Here is a 13,190-nt window from a genome sequence, read left to right on the forward strand (position 1 = left end):
CCTCACTATAGATAGTCCCATGCAATTTCTAAACCACCGATTCCATTTATAGTATAACCATCAAATACCTGTTTTCCTGAAACTGATTTATGAAAACCGAATGCGACTCGTGGTCCATAGGACCAGTTTTGCTCTGTAAAATCGTATTCTAATAACAGGTGTATTGTGTGCATCGTGTATGCTTTAAACCTGTTGTCATTATTAACAATGGTGTATGAAAAAAGGTTGTTATCAAAAGGAGTCACAAATGATCTTTGTTGATGCATAAAAGTGTAGCCGAACGTGACTGATAATCCTTGTACCACATGATCTGCTTTCATAAAAAGCTGAGCATTCCATAAGGAACCTCTGTTCACCGTTGCTTGGTCTTTGGTTGGAAGAAAAATAGTTGACTGTTTTTCTGATATTTTCATGCGGAACTCATCATGTTTTTTATCTAAAAAGATAAGTCCGTCAAAGCTGCATCCAAAAGTTAACCATTCGTATATGCCAAGTGCCAGGCTGGCTCGCAAGGGAAAGCCGAGATGTTTTTCATGGCCAAATGGTAATGCAAAGACATTTGCCAGGTCTGCTTTTTTGCTTGTAGGTAGTAATAATCCTGCTTCAAGGGTGGCGTCTATAAAATCTATTTCTACAGTGTCTTGATATGAGATAGTCCAGCCTGTTGTTACTAAAAGGTCGCCGATGCCGTGTTGCTTCCATGCATCTGTTGACATGCCATAATGAGCGAGAATGCTGGCCATATTTTTTTTAAATGACAACCATAATGGTTCTTGGTTGGTTGGGTAGATATCTTCAGGAGAAAGGTCTTCAAAGACTATATCCTGGATGTTAAAGAATTTTAGCGGCATACTTACATGTAAAAAAAAACCGTTTATAAGATTTTGAGTGGCTGCAAAATTGAGTTCTGTTAATGAATAAGAACCATCAACAGAAAGATTGGCAAATGAGGTGTTTCCTGGCAGTAAGGCAAGCTGAATCATTAAAAGATCGATATCATTTGTAAAATCTTTGCATAAGCCATCTGTAATTGCTTGCATCTGGTGTGTTCCATGAAGATCAAAAAGGGGGACTTTGTTTTTGAGCGAGTTGTATGCTTTTGTAGACTTGGTAAACGACGTATCGATTTCAATTGAAGTTAGCCATTGATGTGCAAGCCTTGGCTCTTTTACACTATCTGGTATCTTGAAATAATGATTGGCGTGACAATAATGGATATAAGGTGCGTTTAATATCAAGCATATAGGTAATATAAATATTTTCAATTTAAAATTGAAATAAGCCATCATGAAGCTAACCCTTAAAAAGAATTTGTAGGATGAAAATGCATTAAAAAGATACCGCAAAAAAAAATAATAAAAAGTGCTTGTTATATTCACAACAGGGAGCATATTTTTTATTTATTTTAGTTGTAAAAGATGTTAAAATAATAATGTTTGCAGTAAAGAAAATATACTTTGTTTCAGTAAAAAATGGATAGTAAGTTAGATAAAAGTTCTTCTGAAGCTCAATACTTAGATTAAAAATTATAATATAAAATATAATAAAGGTTTAACAATGGTATCACATTTCAGTCAAGAGTCAGATAAGGTTAATGAGCAAAACGAGCGAGACCATGCAGAATGTACAAAATCAGAGGACGTGTGTGCCAAAGGGCAATTTAATACATGTCAAACAGAACTTGCTGAATTGAAGCAGAAGTATGTGTATCTGATGTCTGATTTTGATAATTTTAAGAAACGTACCGCTAAAGATTATGAGAATATACGTATAGATGCTTACATGCGTCTATTAAAGCCGCTACTTGTTGTAGTTGATGATTTCGATCGTGCACTGGAAGCACAGGGCGCAGAAGCGGATGAAGGTTTGTTTTTGATTCGTAAATCGCTTGATAAGTTGTTGGAGCAGTTTGGTGTGATACAGATGGAAGTATTTGGGACCTTCGATCCTGAAAGACACGAAGCATTATTGTATGTCCAGGTAGAAGGTAAAGCAAAAGATGAGATTATTTCTGTATTACAAAAGGGATATATAATGAATGGAATTGTGATTCGCCCAGCAAAAGTCAGTGTTGCGCAGTAGGGTTTGGTGATGGAAATACCTTCTGTTTTTAATACAAGCAATGAAAAAAAACAGCTTGAGCTTAAAAGACTTTTTGCTGTTTATAATCATCCTCTTCAGTTTACAGATATTCCGATATTGGAAATCGATGCGCCACCATTGCAGGTTATCTTGCATAAGATTTCAGTCGTTGGTTTAAGTATTTTGGTTGAAGATACTTCTTTGCATGTGGAAGGGTATGATGTTGGGGTTAATGTCAAACATATGACTGAAAAAATAGAAAATGGTGAATGGCTGGGGAAAAAAGCAGTATGGCAAGTCTTAATTGGATGTGCTAATCAAGCTGGCATGAGTTATGTTTTTGAAGGAGTAACTGAAGGAGTTTTGACGCACAAAGCGGGGGATTTTGTCTTTGGATTTGCACAATATTTTAAGCCTGTAGGCCAGAGTCAGACAATGGGTCAGAAGCGTGATGATGCTTTTAATGCACGGGCGCGAGCTGTTGCAGCCTTATTTAAGAATAAGCCGCTGTTTCGGGGGCCCACAGAACATGATTTTTCAAAATATCGATTTCAGAAGTTCTAATATAACATTGCATGGATCGGTTTCCACCTTTTATTTCCTTTAAAAAATAGGGCCTTTTTTAGCAAGGTTTTTATTGTACGCAAAAGAGTGCTACTTCTCATGTATTGTAACGTTGTTATTGGTAGTAAAGTGATACATGTTATAATTGGCAAGGTATGGTGGAACCTGATTGGCGCAGTATTTTTTTGTTGTTCAATTACTGTTTTGAGCAGTTCTTTGATGAATGATCTTTCGTTGAGCTGAATCTGTTTTGTTTCAGTATTTTCTTCGGCTACAATAGCGGCATTATTTGGTACAGTAGTCTCTATGTCCGTTTTTGTAATTACAGTGGTACAGGTCTGGATAGCATCACAGAATGGAACTAGTTCGCGTATATCAGTTTCGTTTATCTGAATGGTAAGGTTCTGATCTTCATGGTTGTGGTTTTTGATGGTAGCTTTTGACAAAGTAGTTATTATCGATGTTTCATCGTCGTTCTTTTGTTCTTTATTGTTTTGTTCTTCTCCGTCATCACCTCTGCCCATGTTATGTGTGATGTCTAAAGGTTGTATATCAGATGGTTCACCAAGTAATGAAACTTTTCCGGGTTCTGTCTCCAACTCAGTATGATCTTGGTTGTTAATGAGTTCGAAAAAGGGTGTGTGTACGGCTGTTTGTAAGATGACAAATTCATTATCAATAGAGTTATTATTAAGTTGTTCTGTAAACTGCTCGGGGGTAGTTACGTATGTCGATTTTTCTAATATTGCTTTAGGAGTATGTATTTTTTCATCTTCCTGAGGAACTATTGTTTTCTTATCTGTGTCAGCATCTGCAGGTGTGTATATATTGTTTGTTGTACTTGGTTCAAAATGAGCTTCAATTGTCATATCATGCTGTACTGCATCTGGTAATGCTGACAGGTTTTCAAAGCTGTTGGTTTCTGTGCTATCTGGTAGGTGAGCAGCAAACATAGTGGAAGGATTTGCTGGTATTACGGTTGTAGTGGTCGTTACAGATTCAGAAAGATTTTGAGTATCGTCTGCTGGGTCTATTGTTCGTATACCTAGCAATGTTGATGACATGGCTTGACCCAGTATCTGTTCTGATGCAATCTCTTTGTTTGTAAGAGTATTGGTGGATGGAGGTTCTTTTTGGTTGTTTGTTTTTTCTATTAAAACGTCTCTTCCTGTTTCTACTAGTATTGACTGACAAAGGTTTTCCTTTTCAGCCGCAGCTTGCGTATTTGGCAGTACTAATATCTGCGTAATGAAGGCTTGAGGTTCGATCTTTTCTGGTAATGGGCAAGGCTCAGGTAAAGCTTCTTTGTGACCGTCTTTTTGTGATCGCGTAGTATTGTTTTGCGGAGTATCCCATGATTCTTTGTGTCTGGTATTATATATTAGATGGTTAATTTTATCTTTTTTATCTTCTTTTTTTAATTGATTTTTTTTTAAAAAAATTTTTCTTTTTTTAATGATTTCATTCTGTAGCTCTAGTAGCTGTTTCGGTTCGATTTTGTTGGTGTTTGAATGAGCTAATAGAATTTTACCTGTAGAAAGCGTTTCTTTTTCAGATTGAGGTATCAGAGGTTTTTGTTTTTTGGCAGAGATTTTTTTGATTGAAATTACATCCTTTTCTTTTATTATTTTGACAGGGTTAAGCATTTTTTTTTGTTTTACTACCTTTGTGCCTACAATAAGTTGGTCACGATAGTTACTGCTTTTTTTGATTTTATGTTTTTTTACTGATGGTATAATCTGTTTGATATTCTCAGACTGTTCTACAAAGTTTGATAATTTATTTTGTGGAGTTGATGTATGGGCAGTAAAAAATAGTGTAGCTTGCAAAGATTCTGATGGTTGATTAAGGTGTGCAATTTCATAATTTTTACTCAATAGTAAAGTTGAAAGTGAAAATAAAACAAAATAAAATGTATATATCATATAATTCTACGCTAAATTTGTTTTGTCAGATAACATTACTATAAAAGAATTTTTAAAGAAAGCTATTTTTTATATGAAAATTTTGCAAAATGATTATAAGAATAGGTTTTTTTTAGCTATTACTTTAGCTGATTGGTGTGTTTAGGTGGGATATATTTTGTTGATTTTTATTATTGATTATTAAAGTAAAAAAAACACAGGCAGACCATTCACGTCTGCCTGTGTTTTTTAGAAGTTATTTCATTTCGTTGTCTAGCGCATCCATTTCAATAGGCTTTTGTTTTGTTGCTGGTGCTTTTTGTTTTACTTTTTTAGCTTGTTTAGGTTTGTTAGACTTCTGTTTCTGATTGTAGCTTGTCTTTTTTTCACTTTTTTTGAAGCTTTTTGTGCGACAACCAGGCAGTGCAACAATCAGCAATGCAAGGCTTAAAACTACCATAGCTTTTTTATTCATAACCATCTCCTTGAAAAAGGTCTTTAAAACAGATATATTTCTGGTTCATAGTACCTATTTTCTTCTTTTTAAAGCAAGAGATTTTTGTCTTTCCTGTTTTTTGGCTGTACTGACTATAGAAGAAACAGCTGTTTTTTTAGTGGTTCGCTTTTTTAAGATGAACGGATCTTTTTCTAATGCTATTTTCAGGACATCATCCATTGTATTGACTTCTTTGATTTCAAGGTCGGCAAAATCAACCTCTTTTTTGATTTCCAAAAGATCGTCATGATTTTCTGAAGGGACGATGACAGTTTTAATGCCGTGTTGTTTTGCTGATATCAGTTTTTCCTTCAGGCCACCAATTGCAAGGACACGTCCTTGTAGTGTAATTTCGCCTGTCATTGCCAACGCTTCCTTTGCCGGATTTTCCGTAAGTGATGATATAAGCGCTGTACAGATGGTTATGCCTGCAGAAGGGCCGTCCTTAGGGGTTGCTCCTTCTGGAATATGGACATGAATATCTTTTTGATTATGAAAGTTTGCATTTAACCCTAGGTTTTTTGATCGTGATCTGATATAACTTAATGCTGCATGTGCTGATTCTTGCATCACTTCGCCCAGTTGCCCGGTTAAATTTATCGTACCTTTTCCTTGCAAAGCGGCCGCCTCAATTTCTAACACATCTCCCCCTACTTCAGTCCATGCAAGACCGATGGCCAGACCAATGCGTTTTTTTGCTTGATTGAGACTAGTTTTTTTGAATGGTGGGTTACCCAACCACTCTCTAATTTTTTCGATGGTTAAAAACTGTTTACCTACTTTTTTACTTTCAAGTAAAAGCTGAATAACTTTTCTCATCAGTTTTGCCAAAACTCGATCAAGTTGTCTAACACCAGCTTCTTTCGTGTATTCTTCGACAATCATCTGCAAAAGATTGCGAGCAAGATGAAAGTTATTTTTACTTAATCCATATTCCTTGAGATTGCGTGGAATTAAAAATGATTCTGCAATATCGATCTTTTCTTCTTCCGTGTATCCAGAAAGTTGTATTACATCTAATCTATCAAGGAGTGCATACGGAATATTCTCAAGCATGTTTGCTGTAGTGATAAACATTACTTTTGAAAGGTCATATTCGGTATCTAAAAAATGATCCATGAATGTTTTATTTTGTTCAGGGTCGAGTACTTCAAGGAGTCCAGCTGCAGGGTCTCCATGTACATCGCGTGACATTTTATCTATCTCGTCAAGCAGAATAACCGGATTTATGGTTTTTGCTCTTTTCATTGCTTGGATGATTTTTCCTGGCAATGCGCCGATATAGGTACGTCTATGACCGCGTATTTCTGCTTCATCTCTGACCCCGCCCAAAGCAATTCGTACAAACTCTCTGCCCAACGCCTCTGCAATCGACACGGCAAGTGAAGTTTTTCCCACACCTGGAGGCCCAACAAAACAGATAATCGGGCTTTTTGACATATTTTGTGAATATTTTTTTGCTGCTAAAAATTCAACGATGCGTTCTTTAAGCTTTTTAAGCCCGGAATGATTTTTGTCTAGTATTTTTATAGCTTCATTAATGCTGACACTATCTTTGCTTTCTTTTGACCAAGGCAAAGATAAAATCCAATCAATATAATTACGACTTACAACAGCTTCTGATGAAAGCGGTTGCATCTGTTCAAGGCGTTTTAGCTCTTTTTCAACTTTCTCTTTTGCATCTTTTGGAAGTTGGAGTTTTTTGATCTTTGATCGCATCGCATCTATTTCTGCTGACTGATCGTCCCGACCAAGCTCTTTTTGTATTGCTTTGATCTGTTCTGTTAAATAATATTCTCGTTGATTTTTCTCTACTTGATTTTGGATATGTCCATGTATTTTTTGTTCTATTTTAACAATGTCTATCTCTTTTTTTAAGCTTTTGCATACTGCAATGATACGTGGAGTTAGTGCAGGGATTTCCAAAATATTTTGTCTATCTGTATAACCTAATGTGTTAATTTGAATGGCTATTGTATCCGTAATATGGTCCATGTCGCTAGGAGTTTTGACCATGCTTGTCAAATCAGCAGGAGCTTTTTCATTATATTGTGTATAAATAGCATACAGTGAACATAGTTCTCGCCATGCGGCCTCAAGTTCAATGGTATATTCTAAGCCGATCGTTGGGATGTCTTGACAGGTTACACTTAAAAATGGTCCTGTGTCATACAAATCAAGCATCTGTGAACGACAAATTCCTTCAGTTAATACCTTTAAATTTCCATTAGGCATTCTCGCAACTTGTAGAATTGTAGCTCTTGTTCCCACAATGTACAGATCATCTTTCGTAGGGATTTCTGTTTTCGCGTCCTTTTGCGTTGTAATAAATACGTTCCTATCATGCTTGAGCGCGTACTCGACTGCTTCAATGGACAGGTCTCTGCCCGCTATAATGGGAATAACGGTTTTGGGGAGGATTACAACGTTTTTAAGTGGCAAAAGTGGTAATTTATTCTCTACCGATGTTGTGTCAGGTTTAGGAATTTCGCCGACTTTTTTAGGTCCTTGTACTATTTGTTCTTCGATTGCAGCCATAATATCCCTTCAGTGTTCTTTTTATTCAGATAATAAAAAGACGCTCATCTTTACTGGTCTGTATATTCAAAATCTAAAGATACGGCCAGGAGACAGTTTTGAGTTGGTTATTTATAATCGTTTACGTATTAGTATAGCTTTTTTAAATATTTGTACAAGAAAAAACTAGTATGAACTTAAATTTAAATCTCTATTTTGAAATTAATATTATTTTGAAACATGCTTAATTTGTTGTTATATTAGGTATGGTTTTTTTTATGTATTGATCTATACTATAAACTAGATTTGTAATTGTACAATGCATAATTTTACGGGAAGAAGAGGGATATTGTTAAGATCTGTCATGAATTTTAAAAAGACAGTATTTGATTGAAAAGGAAAAAGCTATGGTGAATAAATATACAAGTTTTACTGTTATTTTGAAAGGATGTTATCAATGTTAAAGCGGATTGCGGCTACATTGTGGGGAAACTTTGAGAGTGCCCAAGAGGTTAAAAAGTTTGCCTATTTGGCGAGTATATTTGGTTTAATCATCGGAGTTTATTGGAGTTTAAGACCAATAAAAGACAGTGCGTTCTTGTCTATTGTGGGTGGTGACTATCTGCCTTATGCAAAAATTTTGTCAGTTGGGGTAACCATCATAGTGGTCTTGCTTTATGGCAAGCTTGTGGATATGTTTTCTCGGTATAAAGTGTTCTACGGCATTGTTACCTTTTATGCTATTTTGGCAGCACTTTTTGCGTGGGCTTTCAATGATCCTCAGATAGGTTTTTTAAATACCACAACAAGTCCAGACAGGTTTATTGGATGGGCATTTTATGTGTGGGTAGAAAGTTTCGGTTCCCTGATTGTTGCGCTCTTTTGGGCAATAACCACTGATATTACATTGCCTGAGTCTGCAAAACGTGGTTTCCCTATTATAATGTTACTTGGACAGCTTGGTAACATTTGTGGGCCTTTCTTTTTGAATACAAAGCGATTGGGCCTTTCACACAGTGCGCCGATTGTTGCTATCTGTGCGGCTTTGATGTTTATTATTGTGGCACTGTTCTTCCTGTTTTGTAATAGTATGGGCAAAGCAGAGTTGGCAGGATATCATCAAGGAGAAGCTTCACATGATACAGAGCCTGGATTTTTTGAAGGTGTTAAGTTGCTTTTAACACATAAATATCTTTTGGCATTATTTTTTATTGTCAGTGTTTATGAATTGATTATTACTATTATTGATAATCATTTCAAGCAAGCTGTCAACAGTGCTTTTGCATCAGAAGCTTTGCGTAGCGCATATTTGTCAGAATATGCTGTTTGGGTTGGTATTATTTCAAGCGTCTGTGTATTGCTTGGAATCAATAATATTCAACGTCACTTAGGTATTGTTATATCGTTAATTTTGACACCGGTATTAGTGTTGACTGCTGTGGTATGGATTAAATTTAATCCATTATCAATTGAAAGTGCTTTTTGGATTATGAGTTTGTCAAAAGCTGTTAACTATGCATTAAATGCGCCAACCTTAAAGCAGCTTTATATTCCAACATCAAAAGATGCTAAGTATAAAGCGCAAGCATGGATTGAAATGTTTGGTTCTCGCGCAGCAAAAGGGGTTGCGTCATCTGTGAATTTGCAGCGTATTGCTATTATGAAAACATATGGGGCGGTGGATGGTCTGTCAGTGTTTTTGACAATGACTACTGCAGCTTCATTTGGATTAGTAGCTGTCTGGATTTTGGTGGCAATGTTTGCAGCAACAGCTTACAATAAAGCAATTAAAGAAAATACTATTGTTTGCTAAGTGTAACGTGTACAAAAATTGGTTATGCATAGATTTTTATTATTGTATGATAGTTTTTAGAATGAATGGCTTCGCTCTCAGTTTGGGTGTGGAGCCATCGTTTTAAGGGCCAATGTCAAAAAACAGATATACTGAGAGGAAACATATGATTGCGGTCAAAAAGGTTTTTAAAGCACTTTTTAATATTGAGCCTCAAGAACGATTAAAAATACTTTTTTTAAGCATATCTTTTTTTCTAATTATCGGAGCTTACACGATTACACGTGAGCTTAAAAGTTCTCTATTCATGGGCATTGTAGGCCTCAAATATGTACCATGGGCCAAGTTTGTAACAATGGGGTTACTTGTACCACTTATTTTCTTCTATTCAAAGCTTGTTGACTCTGTTAGTCGATATCAGCTTCTTTCCTGGTACTGTGCTTTTTATGGATTAGCAGGTCTATTCTTTGCTTACTACATTGGTGATCCTATTATTGGAATACCTAACTCTGAAACATCACCGTATCGGTTGTTAGGATGGTTGTTTTATTTCTTTATAGAGTCGTATACACCGTTTGTTGTCAGTGTTTTTTGGGCATTCGCAAATTCTATCACCACCCCTGACGGTGCACGTAAAAATTATGGGTTTATTGTTTCTGGTTCGAAGTTAGGTGGCATGTTTACCTCAGGTTTTGCATGGTACCTATTTGGAATCAGTGGAAATCATCAAGCAGCTGTTTTTTCAGATGTTACAGCACATCAGATTATCCTGGTTTTATCATCCGCAATGTTGCTTTGCGTACCACTTGCGCTTTATTTGTTGATGAAGTTTGTTCCTTCAGACCATTTACATGGTTATGAAGCTGCCTATCAACTTGAAAAAAAGAAAGAAGCGAGTGGAAAAGATTCTGGTGGTGTTTTTGCTGGTATCGATATGTTTGGCAAATATCCCTATGTGTTCGGCATTTTTCTGTTAGTGTTTTTTTATGAGTTGCTTAATGTGGTACTTGGTTACTTGAGACTTGGGGTTGCAGAAGCGAATGCTCAAAATATATCAGATGTCAGTCGCCTTCTTTTTGAAATGATGTTTAAAACTCATGCTATTGGATTAATTATTTCAGCATTGGGAACACGAACGCTTTTTCAGATGTTGGGTACAACGTTGTGTCTTTTGTTGGTTCCGTTACTAAATGGACTTTTTTTACTTTATTTAATGGTTGAAACAACACCTACTGTTTTGGTCAATGCCTTTGTGTTGTTTAAAGCGTTACATTATGCTTTTTCATGGCCATTACGTGAAAGTCTTTATATTCCAACGGTTAAAGAGATTAAGTTCAAGTCACGATCTTGGGTTGATGCATTTGGAAGCAAGATTGCTCGTACTGCCGGATCGATGTTTAATGTTATAGCAGCTTCCATGGGATCGAAACTATTGTTGCCAATGCATTCATTCTTTTTTGCCCTTGTGGTTGGTGCGTGGTTTTTAGTTTCGTTTATGTTGGGAAGAAAATTTGAGCAAGCCGTGCGAGATAACGAGGTAATTGGATCCTGAATTGAGAGTAGAGGTTTACTTTTTAGATATCAATATTGAAAAATTGGATAGGTAAATTGCAAATCAATTTTGTTTTGTTATAATAGAGCGTGTGATTTTACGTTTATTTTGAAGAAAGGTTGTTCATGATCGATTATCGTAAGTTGATCGATAGTGGTGTACATTTTGGCCATCAAACATCTCGGTGGTGTCCTAAAATGCAGTCATATATTTTTGGTGTGAAGAATAAGACCCACTTGATTGATGTTACAAAGACTGCACGGCAGACTGATAAAGCACGTGCATTTTTGGAAAAACTTACTGCTGAAGGAAAGCTTATTTTGTGGATAGGAACAAAAAAAGCTGCAAATAAGGCAATACAAGATTTAGCACAAGAAGTTAATATGCCTTTTGTAACACATCGTTGGGTTGGTGGCACATTGAGCAACTTTTCACAGGTAAAAAAATCTGTAACAAAGCTCTTGCATCTTGAAGAAGTTTTACAAAAAGGTGATAAAACAACTGCACATTACACCAAAAAAGAGCTGAATGTCATTCAAAAGGTAGTTGAGCGCTTAGATCGGTCAGTTGGTGGCTTGAAAAAACTTGTATGGCCTGTTGGAGCTATTGTGGTTGTTGATGTAAGCAAAGAAGCATCGGCGGTCAGAGAAGCTAAAAAAATGGGAATTCCTGTAGTTGCTTTGGTTGATACTAATGGTGATCCTTCTTTAGTTGATTATGTGATTCCAGGCAATGATGATGATCCAAAGGCTATTGCTGTGATTATCGACTATCTGAAAGAGGGTGTCAAAGCTGGTATTGCTGTTGCAGGACAAAAAGGTTCTGTTGCTGCACAAAAAGCTGTTGATGCAGAAGAAGCTCAAGACATTGTTAGTCAAACTTTGGTGTTGGGAGCTGATGAAGAAGCTGTTTCTTCAGATGATGCAAAGAAGAAAGTTTTGCGTAAACCTCCAGTAAAAGGGGGAATGCCACAACAAAAACGTTCATCTTATAATAATAAGAAGGTTGAAGAAGAGTAAGCATTGAAATGAATGACGGAGAGGTGTCTGAGTGGTTGAAAGAGCACGATTGGAAATCGTGTATGTCTTGAAAAAGGCATCGAGGGTTCGAATCCCTCTCTCTCCACCAGAAAAAACGTACATTCAATGTAATTAAAAATTGGGTGGCTTGTAACTGTTTTGCAGATCAAACTTGTCAGGTTCGAAAGAAAGCAGCAAAGGTTTGTAGGTAGTGTATGGGTCACCTTTTGTTTTATAAACTTTGCAGGTTCTTTTTGTAACGTTTAACTTGAAGTTATTCGACTTTGCAGTAGTTTTTTAAAACAGTTTTTTGAATTATTTGTTAAATTGTACTATAATAAAAAAGATAAATAAAATATAAGTATAATTTTCAAAAAGTATAAGTGGGGTTCTATTGTGCCTTATGTAATTGAGAATAATAAAAATTTTTTTGTTTTGATGGTTGTTTGCTTTTTATTGCAACATAGTTTTGAAATTGTGTGTGGAAGAAATGGGGTAAAAGACTACACGGAGGCTGCGCTACAAAAACAAGAACGTAATATGACTGACGGTGAACTGAGCCTTTTAATAAGTGGGTTTGAAGGAAAAAAATCAGCCATTAACACTACATGCATCTGGTTACCACTGCTTGGAATAGGGACGCTAGACGCGCTTGTGTATTGGCAAGCTGATGGTCATCCATATGTACAAGGGGTAGTTGGATTGAGTAGTATTTGGCTTGCTGTAACGGCGGGCGTAACAGTTTATAATAAGTTAAAACTCAATAGCCAACCTGAAATACCACCTAACCTTGCTGAATTTAAAAAGATGTCGCCTGATGTTGAAAATCTAATACGAACACAAGGCGTAATACATTTTCAACAGGAATTAGGGGGCACTCAAGCAGAAGTTGATCATCTGCGGGGTGGCTTTCAGGCTCCAGTTGAAATAGCAAATTATGATCAGGCAAGCCAGCAAAAATGGCTTCAATCATGCCTCTCTGCTCCTCAACCTTCTGAACGACTGCAAAGGGGTGCAAATATACTTCAGGGTGAAGTAAACAATTCTGAAAAAGCGTTCATTTTTTCTTACGCACAAGCGTGTAATCAAAAAGCAGAAGAAGCACAAAAAGTCTGTGAACTGTGGAACTCCACCTATGAATTTATGGGCGTTGTTACGTTGTATGTGGGATATGTACTTGTGCTTTCAAAAATCGCATCGACTCTGAGTGGCCAAAACTGATTTACACTGTTACTTTTTTTAAAAAAAAGTATACTGAACAGTG

At 36.3% G+C, this 13,190-nt stretch carries 10 protein-coding genes, 1 tRNA gene and 1 other RNA gene; 8 read left to right on the forward strand and 4 right to left on the reverse strand.

Features of this window, described 5'->3' with window-relative positions; translation table 11 throughout:
* Window positions 1-5 precede the first annotated feature (5 nt).
* Window positions 6-1,289, reverse strand: coding sequence for a hypothetical protein (locus IPG37_01360; GenBank protein QQR54056.1), 1,284 nt, complete (start codon window positions 1,287-1,289; stop codon window positions 6-8).
* 268 nt (window positions 1,290-1,557) lie between these two features.
* On the opposite strand from IPG37_01360, the gene IPG37_01365 reads away from it, so the two are divergent.
* Together IPG37_01365 and IPG37_01370 are read left to right on the forward strand one after the other, a co-directional pair.
* Entirely contained in the window at window positions 1,558-2,082 is a 525-nt protein-coding gene (locus tag IPG37_01365) for a nucleotide exchange factor GrpE (protein QQR54057.1), read from the forward strand.
* Window positions 2,083-2,091: 9 nt separating this feature from the next.
* The gene (locus tag IPG37_01370; GenBank protein QQR54058.1) at window positions 2,092-2,646 is read left to right on the forward strand and encodes a non-canonical purine NTP pyrophosphatase; all 555 of its coding nucleotides are present in this window, start codon (window positions 2,092-2,094) and stop codon (window positions 2,644-2,646) included.
* On the opposite strand, the gene IPG37_01375 is transcribed toward IPG37_01370, so the two are convergent.
* The 3 genes from IPG37_01375 to lon form a co-directional block, all read right to left on the reverse strand.
* The gene (locus tag IPG37_01375; protein ID QQR54059.1) at window positions 2,643-4,571 is read right to left on the reverse strand and encodes a hypothetical protein; all 1,929 of its coding nucleotides are present in this window, start codon (window positions 4,569-4,571) and stop codon (window positions 2,643-2,645) included. The genes IPG37_01370 and IPG37_01375 overlap by 4 nt on opposite strands.
* 235 nt (window positions 4,572-4,806) lie before the next feature.
* Window positions 4,807-5,025 carry a hypothetical protein gene (locus IPG37_01380; protein ID QQR54060.1) on the reverse strand — a complete coding sequence of 73 codons (219 nt, stop codon included), beginning with the start codon at window positions 5,023-5,025 and terminating at the stop codon, window positions 4,807-4,809.
* 54 nt (window positions 5,026-5,079) lie between these two features.
* On the reverse strand, window positions 5,080-7,584 hold the full coding sequence (gene lon, locus IPG37_01385; GenBank protein ID QQR54061.1) for an endopeptidase La: 2,505 nt from the start codon (window positions 7,582-7,584) through the stop codon (window positions 5,080-5,082).
* Between the two features lie 436 nt (window positions 7,585-8,020).
* Here lon and IPG37_01390 point away from each other — a divergent pair, with 436 nt between their 5' ends.
* The 6 genes from IPG37_01390 to IPG37_01415 all read left to right on the forward strand — a co-directional run bounded on the left by IPG37_01390 (window position 8,021) and on the right by IPG37_01415 (window position 13,147).
* Window positions 8,021-9,376 carry a hypothetical protein gene (locus IPG37_01390; protein QQR54062.1) on the forward strand — a complete coding sequence of 452 codons (1,356 nt, stop codon included), beginning with the start codon at window positions 8,021-8,023 and terminating at the stop codon, window positions 9,374-9,376.
* A gap of 145 nt (window positions 9,377-9,521) precedes the next feature.
* Window positions 9,522-10,907 carry a hypothetical protein gene (locus IPG37_01395; protein QQR54063.1) on the forward strand — a complete coding sequence of 462 codons (1,386 nt, stop codon included), beginning with the start codon at window positions 9,522-9,524 and terminating at the stop codon, window positions 10,905-10,907.
* A gap of 125 nt (window positions 10,908-11,032) precedes the next feature.
* Window positions 11,033-11,926: a 30S ribosomal protein S2 gene (gene rpsB / locus IPG37_01400; GenBank protein ID QQR54064.1), complete on the forward strand. Its 894-nt coding sequence runs from the start codon at window positions 11,033-11,035 to the stop codon at window positions 11,924-11,926.
* Between the two features lie 17 nt (window positions 11,927-11,943).
* Window positions 11,944-12,035, forward strand: a tRNA-Ser gene (locus IPG37_01405).
* A gap of 29 nt (window positions 12,036-12,064) precedes the next feature.
* Window positions 12,065-12,158, forward strand: an RNA gene (ffs, locus tag IPG37_01410) — signal recognition particle sRNA small type.
* Window positions 12,159-12,322: 164 nt separating this feature from the next.
* On the forward strand, window positions 12,323-13,147 hold the full coding sequence (locus IPG37_01415; protein ID QQR54065.1) for a hypothetical protein: 825 nt from the start codon (window positions 12,323-12,325) through the stop codon (window positions 13,145-13,147).
* Window positions 13,148-13,190 lie beyond the last annotated feature (43 nt).

It is taken from the genome of bacterium, assembly GCA_016699125.1.
Lineage (GTDB): Bacteria > Babelota > Babeliae > Babelales > Vermiphilaceae > AWTP1-30.

Coding starts and splice junctions, on each gene's coding strand:
- IPG37_01370 (QQR54058.1), top strand. CDS start 2,092: ATGGAAATACCTTCTGTTTTTAATACAAGCAATGAAAAAAAACAGCTT.
- lon (QQR54061.1), bottom strand. CDS start 7,584: ATGGCTGCAATCGAAGAACAAATAGTACAAGGACCTAAAAAAGTCGGC.
- IPG37_01395 (QQR54063.1), top strand. CDS start 9,522: ATGATTGCGGTCAAAAAGGTTTTTAAAGCACTTTTTAATATTGAGCCT.
- IPG37_01380 (QQR54060.1), bottom strand. CDS start 5,025: ATGAATAAAAAAGCTATGGTAGTTTTAAGCCTTGCATTGCTGATTGTT.
- rpsB (QQR54064.1), top strand. CDS start 11,033: ATGATCGATTATCGTAAGTTGATCGATAGTGGTGTACATTTTGGCCAT.
- IPG37_01375 (QQR54059.1), bottom strand. CDS start 4,571: ATGATATATACATTTTATTTTGTTTTATTTTCACTTTCAACTTTACTA.
- IPG37_01365 (QQR54057.1), top strand. CDS start 1,558: ATGGTATCACATTTCAGTCAAGAGTCAGATAAGGTTAATGAGCAAAAC.
- IPG37_01390 (QQR54062.1), top strand. CDS start 8,021: ATGTTAAAGCGGATTGCGGCTACATTGTGGGGAAACTTTGAGAGTGCC.
- IPG37_01360 (QQR54056.1), bottom strand. CDS start 1,289: ATGATGGCTTATTTCAATTTTAAATTGAAAATATTTATATTACCTATA.